Here is a 15,469-nt window from a genome sequence, read left to right as displayed (position 1 = left end):
CTATAATATTATCATAGCTAGTAGCACGGTAGCAACTATTCCACAAATAACAGGAATAACATTTTTTCTAGCTACGTCAAAGGGTTCAACCTTACATACTCCTGCTGCAGCAACTACACTCCAAGGGATTATAGTTCCTCCGCCTATCCATATTGTAATTATTTGACCAAATGCCGCAACCTTTTCCTTGTCTATATTAATAGTATTTGAAAAGGTGTTAGCCAAAGTGCCTACGAGCGGTAACCCTGCGAAACCTGAACCGCTAAGTCCAAGAAGAGTACTTACTGCTGTTTGTATGCCTATAACAGAGTATTTAGATAATGGTATCTTGCTTGCAGCATATATTCCTATATCACTTAGAAGTCCGCTAGCTCCATTACCCAATATATCAACTGCGGTCCCTTCACTTCCTAGAAAAAAGAACGCACCAATAATTATAATTGGTGCAAATATGTTTATACCAAAAGTAAAACCGCTTTTAATATATTTAGTAACCTCTCCTAATGACGTTCTAAAATCAGTATGTATTATAGATGAAATAATCATTATTATTGCTGCTGTACCACCTATTAGAGCTGTAGAGTCTGAACCTATGAAGTTGAATTTTTTAATGAATATGATATCTATTATAAATGATAAAGGGGTAACAATTGCCATTATTTTTATTCCTATTGAATGATTTTGTATTAATTTTTTAGTTTCAATTATTGTTGCATCAACCATAATTTTAGAGGTTTTATCTTTTTTCATAAGTATAAATGCTAAAATTATAGTTACTATACTCATTATACCCCAAAAGGGAAGACATTCTTTAATAATTCCTAATGCATTAGGCAAGTTTGCAGTCTTAGCGGTTATTGATGGTGCTGCTTGAAGAACAAAATCGCTTGATAAAGCAACTCCATTTCCGAATAAACATAAAACAACTGCGGCCCATACAGGTGGCAATCCAGATTCTATTGCTGCAGGCACCATTAAAGCACCTATAAAAACTATTGCAGGTGTGGGCCAAATAAACCACGAGGTTACAGTAACCGTAATTCCTAGAATAAAAAATGACATTGTTTTATTTATCATCAATTTCCTTATAGGTTTTATAATTAATTCATCTGCACCCAGGTCATGTAATGAACTAGACATTGAATTAACTAATGCAATAACTACAACTATTTCAATAAATTCTTTACCCGACACTACTACGGCCTTATATATAATCTGAACAGCACTTAGAACATCACCTGTAAAAATATAACCTATTACGCCAATTCCTAAAATACATAGAAGTATTATATCTTTTTTAAGTGTAATTATAACTGTAATTATTAGAATAATGATTATATATGCATAATGAATTACACTTAAATTTATCATATGTTGTTGCCCCTCCTATGTTTTATTCTCGATGCATACATATTGGTGTATTAATTTGATTAACTATTTTAAGAATCGAAATGCTCTATCTAGTTGTTTTTTTAAGATATCTTAAATTGAGTATATGCAATATTCAAAGAAAATAATCAATTTTTACTATTTCAATTAAGATAAAAAATTTGCAATATATTTTGAGGAACATAAATATAAATAGGCTAGTATAATGTATTACTATTTATGTTTATGGACATAACATATTGCATGACTTTAGCTTTCATTTATGATAAACTTGTGATTAGCAAAAAATATTCGACTCTATGGAACATTTAATCAACTGATGTTTTCTAAACCAAGAGGATAATAGATAACAGCTGTTATCTATATGCAAAGATAAGCAAGGAGGCAAACATGTTAAAAATCTGGGGTAAATTAATCAAAGATAATAGAATTATTATGGATGAAGTGTCAATGTCGAAGCTAGAAGATAATTACCAGGAAAATCTAAAAGCGTGCATTTCAGAGTTATGTTACAAATTTGATATTTCAACACCGTACTGGCTAAAATCTAATATTAATGAATACAATAAAAGACATAAAACTAGTTTTGACGAAAATAATTTTATAGAGGAAATTTACTTTGATAAGTTTATGATAGAAGAATTAAAACCAACTGAAAAATAGTGCTAATAAGCACTATTTTTTAATCTTCATTTTCATCATAAAAGTCTAAATACGAATAATTCTCACCATTTTTTTGCCAACCTAAGATAGAATCCATATTAACATTTTGTGCGGCTCTAAAAATAGATTTATCAGCACCGCTAAAATTCTTCTTTAACTCTTTAACTAAATCTTTAATTTCATGACGTTTATTGCCTATCTTTTTAGCTGCCACCATGCATGCACAATTTAGTGGCCAAATACCACTGTTTTGAGTGAAATCCACAATATATTGTTCTTCAATATAATAAAGAGGACGAATTAATTCCATACCTTCGAAATTTTGTGCTTTTAATTTTGGAAGCATAGTCTTAAAATTTCCTGAATAAAGAACATTTAACATAGTGGTTTCGACTACGTCATTAAAATGATGTCCAAGGGCAAGTTTATTACAACCTAACTCTTTTGCTTTTGCATATAATGCACCTCTGCGCATTTTTGCACACATGTAACAAGGATAATCCTTAGCTATACTATCAATTATATCAAAAACTCTTGATTCAAATATTTTCACAGGAATATTTAGATGTTTACAATTATCAATTAATAGTTCTTTTATATTTTTATGGTAACCAGGATCCATAGCAATATACTCTAATTCAAAATTAAATTTACCGTGAAGTTGTAACTCTTGAAATAATTTAGCCATTATTAGACTATCCTTACCGCCCGAGATAGCTACAGCAATTTTATCACCCTCGCAAACTAAATTATAATCTATTATAGCCTTAATGAATTTTCTCCAAATAGGCTTTCTAAAGGTTGTAATAAGACTACGTTCTATTTCCGCTAGTGGTTTTCTATCATTAAATGGAACTAATATTTCACAACCTTCTCCTGCAATGCTACTCATAAAATCACCCCTCCTGTACATTAGAATATTATAACATAATTCAGAAGGGTTTGTCTTTGGAAAGTAATACACGCTGATACACATTATTATAATAACAGAAACTTAAAGCATCTGATCAAACCACTATAAATGATATATAGATGTAACCCAAAAAAGATGACTTCTGTTTATATTGCAGAAATCATCTTGTAAGCAGAACAAATATGTTGAAATGTTTATTTAAAGAGTAAACACTGTGTCATCTGGAAAAATTGAGCCGCTAAAACCATCGAATGCTTCGAAGTGCTCTTCCACATTATCAGGGGTTTCTTTCGAATTAATAATAGATATTTCATCGTCACCTATTATATTTAACTCCATCAAAGTAGTTACACCAAAGCTTATAACATTCTGAAGAATTTTTGGAGCATCTGTAAGCTCAGTGATTGTTTTAATTTTGAGTTGAAATTCATTTAATTCACGGTCTTTAGGAATATCTAAAAAAACTTCTATAGGTTTTTCAAAAAATCCATTTATACTGTTATTTTTGTTGTCTTCAAGATAATCAATTATATAATTAACTCTTTCAATAAATTTAATACTTGCGAACCCAGATGTTGTAGATAAAAGGCTTCTAAATTCGGAATGCTCTACAATAATACCAGGTTCAAATTTTATTTTTTCAAAAATATAAGAAGAATTTATATTTTTAGGTAAATTTATATTTATGATAGGGAAATTAAGATTTTCATTGTATGATGCAAATATTTTTTTTGCTATAATGGTTATTATCTGATTGCCTGGTTGTAGATTAGTTATTGCAGCTGGTGGAACATATGTATAAGGAAGTCTCAGTGAAATAACATCATAGGGCTGGCTATTAAGTGTATTCATCAGAATTGAACCAATTACAGAATTAGATTTTAAATCAATTATATCAATCCCGCCATGATTTTCACGGTTTCTGTTAGCTACCAAGAGCTTAGTATTGTCGTCAGTTATAAAAAGTCTGGTAGGTTCAGGTTTTGAGGTAATAATAAAATCATATGCTTCATTAGTATTAGTATTTATTAACTCTATTCTGTTTAGTCCAAAATTTGATGCGTATAAGGTAGCGTCTTTTAAGATCATTCCAGCAATTAATGATCCCTTAGGTAAAATTAAATCAGTAAATTTTTCTGAGTTAATATCTATTTTTAATATAGTATTTCGCATTGAAATGTATGCAGTTTTATCATCTTCGGATATTAAAAGATAAGTTGGATTTATACCTAAGTTTTTAAATGAATGTATAAGTCCATAATTTTCTGTACTATAAATTCTTAATTCCTTTAGTAATGTATCTAATACATATAGTTTAGTCCCTTCTTTATTAAGTCTTAAATCAATAATTGCTGACAATCCTTTAATGCGACCTATTAAATTGTCTAAGTTTATATCATATACAGTTACTTCAGAAGTATTTGAAACGTATATTTTTTTGTTTATGGTATCAATTTGAAAGTTGCCATTATTGGGAATAATATTTTCTTTTATTTCACCAGTAATACAGTTAATAAATGAGATAGTATTACTCATATCACAAGCAACGCCAATGGTATTGTTATCTTTCAAGGCTAATCTAAATGGGCTTTTCCCTACAGATATTTCTTTTAATATAGTATTGCAAAGACTATCAATTATAGTTAAGGTTCCAGTTTTAACGTTTGAAACAAAATAAAAACTTTTTCTAATATTTTCAGCTATTTCAATCACACCCTTTATCTTTCTTAATAGAAAATATGCTCTAACGATAGAAAATATGCTAAAATTATAAAGGATTTGGAAATTCCAAATCCTAATAATTTCTTTGGATACAAACTAGACCCTTTCGTAGCTATCAAATTTTCCATTTTTAACGATTCTGTACACACCTTTTGCTTTTATATTAATCTTTCGAATTTCATCGCTAACAATATTCATATAGACTTCTTTGAATTTGATGGATAGACTACAACCATAGGATATTTTTGTTGGGGTTGATACTAATTCAACCTTGCAAGATTTTTTTAGAAGCCTTTGGTACAAAAGTGTTGCAACATTATGACCTGGGTAAACAACTAAATATTCACTTTCTACTACTTCTACCTTCATAGCTTGAACATCTCCCTTATAGCTAATCAAGTTTATAAATTAATTTGTATCATAGATAAACTAGTAGACCAATCCATAATATGAAAATATCTTCTTAATGTGATATCTATCTGACCGGTCTTTTTTTTAAAATTCTATCTACAATTCCTATGTTTTTTTCATATTTTAGATCTTGTTTCAGACCTTCTTTTTCACTAGTTAGTCGCTCTAATTTATTATTCAATTCATTTACTACAACATCTTTGAACATCTTCTGTTTTTTCAACCCTTCGTATTCATTAGTAAGTTGTTCTGATTTATTCTTTAATTCATTTATTACTCTGTCCGTAGATATTTTTTCGATTTTCATTACTTCTAATTTTTTTATAGAAGTCTGTTGTATTTCAGCTATTATATTTAATTTCTCTTCAGCTTTTTTCTTTGCATTTGAAATCTTAAAGAAATTATTATCTGATTCCGCTAGAATTCTTAGTTTTTGCTGATACTTTATTTGTAAATCTATTAGTTTTTTTTCTAAATCTTTGTTAATTTTTTTTAGAGCTAAAATCTCTTCTTGAATATCTAGTTTGTTTTTTTTCACATTAGAATCTAATTTAGTTTTAGGAGCTACACTATTTAGTTTTGGAAAGTCATCTCTAGAGTCATTATCTTTGCATTGAGGTAATAATAAATTTATTTCAGGAGGATTAGTTCCTATCATATATTTACACTGTATATTACTATGCTTTTTACTTAAAGATAAAAATTTATACAGTGAAATTTCATTGTTTAATTGGGTGTAATCTTTATTGGGTTCACTCCATTGATTTTTATATGAAGAAGTTAGAATGTTTTTGCCTTCACTCCATATCGACCAAAGGACTCCACTAATTTCAACTAGCGATAAATTAGTTGGCTTATCACAACCTTCATGAATTTTATAGCTTTTCATTTTTCCATCAGGTTCAATTAATACATGTTCTATAAAATACAATGATCCCTCTTTAGACAGATTTATTATATTTATTTTATTTACATATAATAATGTGCAAAAATTAATACTATTGCCGATAATACCATATAATCTTCTTGGAATACTCCAGTTATTGTTTTTGTATTCTGTGAAATTAATTACTATTTCATTTTTTTCATGCTTAATAAATACTAGGGATAAATCACCATTTTCTAAATTTTGTACCTGGTAATGGCAGAAAACCTCTTTTAGAAATGGTATGGTATCTATTGTATTAAATAAACTTTCATTTTTATTTAAGCACAAATGCATTAAAGAACATTGGATTCTCTTTATGCTATTTTTACCAATGAAAAATATATGCATTTGTTCACCAATTGTAATAACATTTAATTCAGTCATCTCATAGCCTTCATTTTCAAAACTATAAATGGTTTTTCCAAACCATTTATTCTGTTCCCATTCGCAATACTTAAGATCGCTATTTCCAACACTATATATAATGTAAATTTTGTTATCTATATCAAAATTAACGGTAAAATCAATAACTTCATTGTCAATTTTGTTTTCCTTAGTCCATTTATTCTCATCATACATAATACTGTACATTAAATTCCTATCATCATTTACATAGAAGCTCCATATATGATCTTCACTATCATAAAATAAACATGGACTACATATCCTCATATTACTCATCTCCTTATAGAAATTATATTTTATTCCAAAGTAATATATGACCTAAAAATTAATATTAAAGGCCATATATAAAGTATTTACATAATATAGTAATAGATAATTTAAAATTAACACTTAGGAACTATTTGTATTACTAAACAAGTATACCAATCACACCTCCTGGATACCTGCATACTATAATATCGAGAACACGCATTAGAAGTGTATCCCTTGACATAAAAGGAGGATGATTTATGGCTATTACTCGTGATGAATTTATTGCAAGACCCGGTATTGTTAACAAACAAGGACACCTTCCTGATCCATCAGAGCTGGTTTGCGTTGAAATTCCAAAAGTTTTTGACCAGTGCCTGATTAAAAGATGTTTAGTTTATGATTGCAGACCGGATACGCTAGATACAGATGCTGAATTAAGAAGTGGCATTCTTGATAATCCAAAAACATTTACAGGATGTAGGGATTTTGATCTAAAGCTTATTTCAGTAGAGAAGATTCCACTAAAGAAAAATCCTAATTATAAGAAAGTAAAAATTTGCTTTGTAATTTCATTTTATGCGGATTTTATAAATTGTAACGGTGAGAGAAAATGCGAGTTTTACAAAATTAATCGTACAGAAGTTATATCAAAATTATATTGTCCAGATTCAATAGCGCAAATATCTACTAACTTTGTGTCTGGTTCATCTCAGGATCTTGATTCTGAAATTGTAAAACTTGAATTGGTTGCAGAATGTTTAGATGGAGCTTTTTGTAAAGATGATGATTGTCACAGTTTTTTAGATATCACTTTAGGATTCCATCTTATTGTAAAATGTGAACTAATTGTTCAATTATTAATTCCTGCATATGGTTATTGTCCTGTACCTTGTCAATGCGAAGAGGAATGTGAAGAAGATTCTTGTGAAAAATTTGATCACGCACCAGTTCCAAAATTCTTCCCAGATCAAAAACTTAGACCTTTATTTGATGATGACTGTGAAGATGATGAAAGTGAAGCTGATAAATAAGTGAATTCTAATAAAAAAACACAAAGCAACTAAAGTTTTTTAAGTGTTGAAATCAAACCTCAGTACAAATGGTAGACGTACTGAGGCTTGATATTGTTTACAGGGTTAGTTCTAAATCTCCATATATAAATTTTAATCAATAAAAATATCATTCACAACTTATAACCACCTGCATACTATAATATAGAGAACACGAATTAAAAGTGTATCACTTAACATAATAAAGGAGGATAATTTATGGCTATTACTCGTGAAGAGTTTATTGCAAGACCTGGTATTATTAACAAACAAGGGCACCTTCCTGATCCATCAGAACTAGTTTGCGTTGAAATCCCAAAAGTTTTTGACCAGTGCCTAATTAAAAGATGTTTAGTTTATTCTTGCGGACAAGATACGGTGGATACAGATGAAGAATTAAGAAGCGACTCCCTTTGTAACCCGAAAATATTTACAGGATGTAGGGATTTTCAACTTAAACTTATTTCGGTAGAGAAAATCCCACTAAAGAAAAATCCTAGTTACAAGAAAGTATTAATTTGCTTTAGAATTTCATTTTATGCAGATTATATAAATTGTAATGGAGAGACTAAATGCGAGTTTTTTGAAATTAATCGTACAGAGGTTATATCGAAACTATATTGCCCAGATTCAATAGCCCAAATATCTGCTAGCTTTATGCCTGGTAAATCAGAGGATCTTGATTCTGAAATTATAAAACTTGAATTGGTAGCAGAATGTTTAGATGGAGTTTTTTGTAAAGATGATGACTGTCATAGTTTTTTAGATATAACTTTAGGATTCCATCTTATTGTAAAATGTGAACTAATTGTTCAATTACTAATTCCTGCATATGGTTATTGTCCTGTACCTTGTCAATGCGAAGAAGAATGTGAAGAAGATGCTTGTGAAAAATTTGATCGCGCACCAGTTCCAAAATTCTTCCCAGATCAAAAGCTTAGACCTTTATTTGATGATGAATGTGAAGATGATGAGTAAGTAAATTCTAGAAAAATTACGAATAATTAGAACATTTATAGGCCTATCTCATATATTGTAATATGAGAATTCTAAGATATCCGACCTCGTAAACAGTACATTTAGAATTCTTTTACTAGATATAACGACTTAAAATTTAGGAGGAATTAATATATGAATTCAATGTCATGTCATTGTAAATCTGAAAAAGAGGATTGCTTTAAAAGAGAAAGAGAAAATGAGGAATGTTGTAAAAGAGACAGAGATAGAGAAAAAGAGGAATGTTGTAAAAGAGACAGAGATAGGGATAGAGAAAATGAAGCTGAAATTTTATTAAAGTGTAAGCCTGGAACCGCAGCATCAGTGGCAGCAGCAACTGATGATGAAGTTACTAAAAGACTTGCTACTCTTAGTATAAATACTGAAAGATTTTGTAATCCATGCTTTAAGTTTGAATTTTCAACCAATATATTTTCTACACTACCAAAAGCAGATGATGAAGGTAATGATAAAAAAATGGCAAGTGTAACTGTTAGATTCCAACTATTTAAGCTTTGTAAACGTGATAGAGTTGCAACCGAAGTTGGACCTGAATGGATATTTGATTTATCAAATCCTTCAGACGATTTCCAATTAATGAAGCATGATATTGTTACTTTTATCGTTTGTGATTGTGATTGTGATTGTGATTGTGATTCCGAATGCTGCACCTATTTTGTACAGTCAACTACTACGGGCACACCCGGTGATGATCGTAAGCCCGCAAGCATCACTTTTAACAATCCAACACTTTCAGTTTTAGTAGCAGAAAACAAACGTCATTGCTGCTAGTACTATAACAGATAAAAAAGGCTCTATAAAAAGGGCCTTTTTTCATGTATATCCTTTAAAGCTTTAATAAGTTTTTCAATATCTTCTAAATCATTAAAATATCCTGGACTTATTCTAACTGTGCCTTTACGATTTGTGCCAAGTATTTCATGTATTAGTGGTGCACAGTGAAACCCGGTTCTCACAGCTATTCCTTTTTTATTTAAGAAATATCCCACTTCAGAAACATCAATATCGTCTATAGCCAAAGAAACTACAGCTCCTCTGTTATTATAATCGCATCCTCCATAAATTTTAACATAAGATAATTTACACAATTCTTTTACTAAATATTCTACGAGCATTATCTCATGTTTTCTTATATTTTCTATTCCGACTTTTCTAATAAACCTTATACCTGCGCATAGGCCTGCTATTGCTGGCGTATTTAAGGTTCCACTTTCAAATCTATCAGGTAAAAAGTCAGGTTGCTTCATAGAAAAGGACTCACTTCCAGTGCCACCTTGAATAAACGAATCCAGCTCAATCCCTTCTCTTATATATAAGCCTCCTGTTCCCTGGGGACCATATAATCCTTTATGACCCGGAAAAGCTAATAAGTCAATATTATCTCGTACTACATCTATTGGGATAACACCAGCACTTTGAGATGCATCAACTACGAATATTATTCCTGATTGTTTCGCGATTTCCCCTATAGCTCTTATATCTTGAACGGTTCCTAATACATTGGAAGTATGGTTTATTATTATTGCTTTTGTGTTTCTACGTATTTTTCTTTTTAAATTATTCATATTCAAATATCCATTTTCATTTACACCAAGAAGGGTAAATGCTATCCCTTTTTCACTTAGATAATTTAATGGTCTAAGAACTGAGTTATGTTCAATTATTGAGCTAATAACATGATCTCCTGACTTTAATATTCCTTTTATACCTATATTCAGAGCCTGGGTAGCATTACATGTAAAAATAATATTTAATAAATCAGGGATGTTGAAGAATTCACTTATCTCTTGCCTGGTATCCATAATTTTAGATGAAGCCTCAACTGCCATATCATGCGAACCCCTACCAGGATTTGCAGCGTAATTCTCCATGCATCTTAACACTTCGGAATAAACTGCCACAGGCTTTGGAAAACTTGTTGCAGCATTATCAAGATATATCATAGAATCCTCCTATTTTGAATATAGCGTTTTATTCTTTATATAGTATAGATATTTTGATATACTTAATAGTATGCTTAATAAAGTGTTAATTTTTTTACCTATCTAATTTTTAACGACATTCCTCCATTTGTAAATTTCAAATTGGATTTTAAACTAATGTATTAAAATAATAACATAAAAAATGAGCCTCTAAAAATAAGAGCTCATTTATTTTAACCATTACTAATTTAATTTTAGTATTATCGTATAAATATATTATCGAAACAAGGTCCCATTAATAATATAATCCTATTTATCAAATAAACCACCAGTTTTTTTAGTGCTCCTTGCTGCTTTTTTTGATTTTCCGATTACTTTATCAGCTCTTGAAAGACCACTTTGCTCAGAACTTTTCTTTTTCTTTTCCTCGATAAGTTTTTTCATCATTTCAATATTATTACTTGACATAAATTTTTCCTCCTTTGGCATCAAATCAAAGAATGTTAGATCCTATAGAATTTATGTTTCAATTCATAATCTCTACATTTTTATTTTCTACACTCAAACTCAACTTGTTGTTTTCCCTACTAATCAGTTTATCTCAATTCTTGTAAAAATTCAATATAATATTGAAAGATAACAATACTTTTTTATTAAAATGCCATTTAGTCTGTAAAATATTTTTAGATTTTCATATACATAGCAATTAATAAGTAATTCTGTTTAACTTAATAAGTACATTTTTATATCCTGGTTTTATAATTTCATTATCATACAAATTTTCATAGGTTGCTTTATCGATATCAAAGGCTAATGCTTTTGAGAAATTGTTTCCGTAAATCTTTTTAATAAACGTCTCAAAATCTCCTTTTATTAATGTATAATGTATTTCATCACAATGATACCCTTTTATATCATTATTCAATTTTTCTATAATTCCATATAATTGATAAATATAGCTCATTTCTTTTAAACTGAAAATTTTATCTAAAGCTACAATAGCTTCAGCATATTTAAAGTTCATAGGTATAGGATAAATACTAATTTTATTCTTATCATCAATTTCTTTCAACATTCTTAAACTTTGAAATAAAGTGGTACATATATCTAATTGAATAATAGCAGCATATTCACTGAGCCTTAAAGATTTACTTTGCTTCTGATGCTCTCTATTTGCTTTTTCAATTTTGCTTTCCCTCTCAATTGCAATATTAGTAGAATTTTTATTTATGAACCAACTAAAAACACCGCCTAAAATAGCGCCAATTATAATGGATACAGAGGATATAATTGGATTTATAAGATTAGCAGGTATGAATAGTAACGATTTTAGCATTCCTATTTCTCCTTTTTAAAAAAGTATTTTCTACAATATAGTTTCCTTACAAATTAAATTTATTCGTCTACCCTTCTATACTTTTAGTTTATATTCTAATCATTGAAGAATTAACAGGTTGAAATATATTTTGACAAGTAAGAGGTAATTAGGGTATTATTTATATGTAAAGCTTACAAAAATACGATTTTTACTAGATTAAAAATATACTTTAAAGTAATTTTAATGAAGGAGACTACAAACTCATGAATACACAAAGTGATAACAGAGGACAAATAAGAAATAATATACCAATAGGTATTACAGTAGACGTTGTATTAAAAAAAGACCAAAGAACAACTAAACTAACCAGAGGAGTAGTAAAAAGGTTGTTAACCAACTCTGCAGTACACCCAAGAGGTATAAAAGTTATGCTAGAAGATGGCCAGGTAGGAAGAGTCCAAGCCATTATATCAAAATAAAAACTAATAGTTTGAAGTCCATTTACTATTGTAAATTGACTTTTAACTTTTATTATAGATCATACCCTTGCATTTCTAACCGAAATGATATATAATAATAAAGTTACCTAGTAAAAATAGAATATCTGCAAATACATGCAAAGTCGGATCATTAAAACACTTAGCAAAAGAGAAGACCTGAATTTTAAAATTCCAATTCTTAAATTCTTACCCTTTTCACTCTGAAATTTCTTAATGAATCCCTTATTAAAATTATGTTGAATAACGTACTGATAACGCTTATAACATATCCTAATTTGTTTTAGCGGTATTTCAAATCACTCTAAGGAAGCAAAGCAATTAATATTTGTTTCATGTGCTCTCATAGAATAGCAAGGAGGTGTTTATATGAGAAAAGACGAACTAGTTGAAATTACAGAAGATGTAATTAATGAATGTTTAGAATGTTTAGACTAACAACAAAAAAGCAAATCTGTCACTATTGACGTTCTAGTGTAGGTTTCTTTTTTTTATTAAAATACAATTTATAAGTTTTTACTTTAAAGTTATATTATGGAGTATTACCAAGTTCTTAATCTCTAATGAATATTTTAAAATAAATAATGCTATAAATAGAGGAAATTTCTTTTAAGTAGAGAATATGTGTTAGTAGAGAGAATGTAATTAAAAAGGAGTGTTTATAATGTTAACGATTTCTTTTATTAGCGGTGATACGGAACTATTTGATTTAAAACAATCTGAATGTGATCTGTTTAAAAGTTGGTTTTATAATTTTGAAAACTCCAGGCCTCATGAAGTTAATTCTATGGGTAAAAAATATTTGTTTAATAAGAAAGCAATAGCTTATATTGAGATAGAGCCGTAGGTTTTGGTGATATATCAAAGTAATGAATAATTCTTCATATGAATTGGAATAAAATACAAAGACCTGCATTTCTATAAGGATGCAGGTTTTTTGTATATATTAATTATAAACTTACGTATTTTCAGGTTATCCAACAAGACAACCTTTAGGTTTTCTTTTTAATGATTATTTACATAATATATAGGTAGAAAGAGAAGGTACACTTACCTCATTAATACAAGTTTTAATGCCTCTACTTACCCCTGTTTTATCAACTTCATATTCGTTTGCTATAATAGACCATTCTTTAGTATCTGGTAAAATTATTTTTATTTCTTCTTTGTTAGCATTATGAATTATAATTAATTTACTATAACCATCTTTGAATGGGGAAGTTAATTCATAAGCTACACAGTTGCGAGGCGAATCAAGGAATATCAAGGATTCTCTTACTTCACAAGCATTGTCTAAGGTCATAACTTTTTGGCTTTTTCTTAAAGAGATTAGCCCTTTAATATATTCATAGGTTTCTGGGAACTCAGCTTTTCTACTCCATAGTATTTCGTTCACAGCATCACTAGAGTTATAGCTATTATGATTTCCTTGTTTGGTCCTTAGTATTTCTGTTCCACCTTGAATAAAAGGCACTCCTTGAGATGTAAGGACTATAGATAAAGCCAATCTATTCATTTTTTCTCTTTCCAAAGGAGTATTATTAGAATTGCTTTTTTCAAATTTATCATATAAGCATAAATTATCGTGAGCACTTACATAGTTTATTGTTTCTCCAGGATCTTGCGAGAAATCATATATTTCATTGTTATATTGAATGCCACCAACAATCCCCTTTTTAATTTCTACCTCAAGGCCTACCCTACCACTTACAAACCCTGATTGGAAACCATCATTATCTCCCTTAATTGCATTTCTGAGAGCATCATTATATACAGACACTTGCATACCCTTTTGGCTACCTTTTCTAAGCTGCATAGAAGATGGTAATGATGATGTTCCCCCTGTCCATGGTTCACCATAAATAATAATATTCGGATTAATAATTTTTGCTTGTAGCGTTACTTCTTTCATTGTATCAATGTCATGAAGCGCCATTAAATCAAATCTAAAACCATCTATCTTGTATTCTCGTGCCCAGAATTTAACACTATCAACTATAAATTTTCTCATCATTGGTTTCTCTGACGCTGTTTCATTTCCACAGCCTGAACCATTAGTATAGTTGCCTTCGCCATCTGTTCTATAATAATAGCCAGGCACCAAGATATCCATTGGTGAGTTACCGGTTGTAAAAGTGTGGTTATATACAACATCCATAATTACGCTGATGCCATTTTCATGCAAAGTTTGAACCATGATCTTAAACTCGCGAATTCGCACAGTACCATCATAGGGATTCGTAGCATAAGAACCCTCTGGAACATTATATAAATAAGGGTCATATCCCCAATTATATCCACCCTTAGTTTCATCCACACTTTTGAAATCAAAAACAGGCATCAAATGAACATGAGTTATTCCTAAATCTTTAAGGTGGTCTAGTCCTGTAACAACACCCTTTGAAGTTTTGGTGTTTTTTTCACAAAACGCTAAGTATTTCCCTTTGTTTTCCATTCCGGAATCTTGTGATACTGAAAAATCTCTAACATGAATTTCGTATATTACTGCCTCGGTTCTATTAATTGGTAAAGGTTTTTTATGATTATCCCAATTAGGGGGATTTAAAGAAGTAAAATCAATAATCATACCCTTTTCACCATTAGCACTTGATCCTTTAGTATATATATCTGGTGTTTCCTTTTCCTCGGAACCATCTGATACTAAATAATTATAGTATTTATTTTTAAAATCACCCTTAAGTTTAAATTCCCAAACTCCTTTTTCTTTCTTGTTCATTTCATATTTTTGTCCTAAGTCATCATCGGGAGTTTCATACACTATTACTACAAGTTTCTGAGCAGTAGGTGCCCAAACCTTAAATGTGGTGTATTCAATAGTATAAACTGCGCCTAAATCATTCCCATAGTATGTGAATTCTGGGTTTTCTAATACTTTTATCATCATCAATCTCTCTCCTTAAAAATCCATTAAATCATCACCTGCAGAGCAGTACATCTTTTTTAAGATGTACTAACGGCGTCA

At 29.8% G+C, this 15,469-nt stretch carries 15 protein-coding genes; 6 read left to right on the top strand and 9 right to left on the bottom strand.

Annotated elements, in window-relative coordinates; translation table 11 throughout:
* Complete coding sequence (locus KTC94_RS02545; RefSeq protein WP_220320179.1) at positions 1–1,371, bottom strand: TRAP transporter permease; 1,371 nt, start codon at positions 1,369–1,371, stop codon at positions 1–3.
* Between the two features lie 408 nt (positions 1,372–1,779).
* Here KTC94_RS02545 and KTC94_RS02540 point away from each other — a divergent pair, with 408 nt between their 5' ends.
* Positions 1,780–2,052 carry a hypothetical protein gene (locus tag KTC94_RS02540; protein WP_220286554.1) on the top strand — a complete coding sequence of 91 codons (273 nt, stop codon included), beginning with the start codon at positions 1,780–1,782 and terminating at the stop codon, positions 2,050–2,052.
* 19 nt (positions 2,053–2,071) lie between these two features.
* Here KTC94_RS02540 and KTC94_RS02535 read toward each other — a convergent pair whose 3' ends face one another.
* The 4 genes from KTC94_RS02535 to KTC94_RS02520 all read right to left on the bottom strand — a co-directional run bounded on the left by KTC94_RS02535 (position 2,072) and on the right by KTC94_RS02520 (position 6,698).
* A complete protein-coding gene (locus tag KTC94_RS02535) occupies positions 2,072–2,944 on the bottom strand; it encodes an ATP-binding protein (protein WP_220286555.1) in 873 nt (290 codons plus the stop codon).
* Between the two features lie 219 nt (positions 2,945–3,163).
* A complete protein-coding gene (locus tag KTC94_RS02530; protein ID WP_216303470.1) occupies positions 3,164–4,678 on the bottom strand; it encodes a YncE family protein in 1,515 nt (504 codons plus the stop codon).
* A gap of 105 nt (positions 4,679–4,783) precedes the next feature.
* On the bottom strand, positions 4,784–5,056 hold the full coding sequence (locus KTC94_RS02525) for a DUF3343 domain-containing protein (RefSeq protein ID WP_216303469.1): 273 nt from the start codon (positions 5,054–5,056) through the stop codon (positions 4,784–4,786).
* Between the two features lie 106 nt (positions 5,057–5,162).
* Positions 5,163–6,698 (bottom strand): hypothetical protein, encoded by a 1,536-nt coding sequence (locus KTC94_RS02520; RefSeq protein WP_220320180.1) that lies wholly within the window; start codon positions 6,696–6,698, stop codon positions 5,163–5,165.
* 242 nt (positions 6,699–6,940) lie between these two features.
* Between KTC94_RS02520 and KTC94_RS02515 the strand changes: the two genes are divergently transcribed.
* The 3 genes from KTC94_RS02515 to KTC94_RS02505 all read left to right on the top strand — a co-directional run bounded on the left by KTC94_RS02515 (position 6,941) and on the right by KTC94_RS02505 (position 9,520).
* Positions 6,941–7,714 (top strand): hypothetical protein, encoded by a 774-nt coding sequence (locus KTC94_RS02515; RefSeq protein WP_220320181.1) that lies wholly within the window; start codon positions 6,941–6,943, stop codon positions 7,712–7,714.
* A 237-nt stretch (positions 7,715–7,951) separates the two neighbouring features.
* Entirely contained in the window at positions 7,952–8,710 is a 759-nt protein-coding gene (locus KTC94_RS02510) for a hypothetical protein (protein WP_216303466.1), read from the top strand.
* Positions 8,711–8,863: 153 nt separating this feature from the next.
* Positions 8,864–9,520, top strand: coding sequence for a DUF4489 domain-containing protein (locus KTC94_RS02505; RefSeq protein ID WP_216303465.1), 657 nt, complete (start codon positions 8,864–8,866; stop codon positions 9,518–9,520).
* A 23-nt stretch (positions 9,521–9,543) separates the two neighbouring features.
* Here the strand turns inward: KTC94_RS02505 and KTC94_RS02500 are convergent, their stop codons facing one another.
* From KTC94_RS02500 to KTC94_RS02490, 3 genes are all read right to left on the bottom strand, one after another.
* Positions 9,544–10,692, bottom strand: a complete 1,149-nt coding sequence (locus tag KTC94_RS02500; RefSeq protein ID WP_216303464.1) for an aminotransferase class V-fold PLP-dependent enzyme — start codon at positions 10,690–10,692, stop codon at positions 9,544–9,546.
* Between the two features lie 288 nt (positions 10,693–10,980).
* On the bottom strand, positions 10,981–11,139 hold the full coding sequence (locus tag KTC94_RS02495) for a hypothetical protein (protein WP_165412809.1): 159 nt from the start codon (positions 11,137–11,139) through the stop codon (positions 10,981–10,983).
* Positions 11,140–11,377: 238 nt separating this feature from the next.
* Positions 11,378–12,007, bottom strand: a complete 630-nt coding sequence (locus KTC94_RS02490; RefSeq protein ID WP_216303463.1) for a hypothetical protein — start codon at positions 12,005–12,007, stop codon at positions 11,378–11,380.
* Positions 12,008–12,252: 245 nt separating this feature from the next.
* Between KTC94_RS02490 and KTC94_RS02485 the strand changes: the two genes are divergently transcribed.
* Complete coding sequence (locus KTC94_RS02485; protein WP_165412807.1) at positions 12,253–12,468, top strand: YwbE family protein; 216 nt, start codon at positions 12,253–12,255, stop codon at positions 12,466–12,468.
* Positions 12,469–13,150: 682 nt separating this feature from the next.
* On the top strand, positions 13,151–13,333 hold the full coding sequence (locus KTC94_RS02480; protein WP_165412806.1) for a hypothetical protein: 183 nt from the start codon (positions 13,151–13,153) through the stop codon (positions 13,331–13,333).
* Positions 13,334–13,498: 165 nt separating this feature from the next.
* On the opposite strand, the gene pulA is transcribed toward KTC94_RS02480, so the two are convergent.
* Positions 13,499–15,391 (bottom strand): type I pullulanase, encoded by a 1,893-nt coding sequence (gene pulA, locus KTC94_RS02475; protein ID WP_220320182.1) that lies wholly within the window; start codon positions 15,389–15,391, stop codon positions 13,499–13,501.
* Positions 15,392–15,469: the final 78 nt, after the last annotated feature.

Origin of the sequence: Clostridium sp. CM028 (genome assembly GCF_030585565.1) — a bacterium.
GTDB classification, from domain to species: domain Bacteria; phylum Bacillota; class Clostridia; order Clostridiales; family Clostridiaceae; genus Clostridium_AD; species Clostridium_AD estertheticum_B.
The sequence above is the reverse complement of the archived record's forward strand: the minus strand, read 5'-3'. Positions and strand labels throughout refer to the sequence as shown.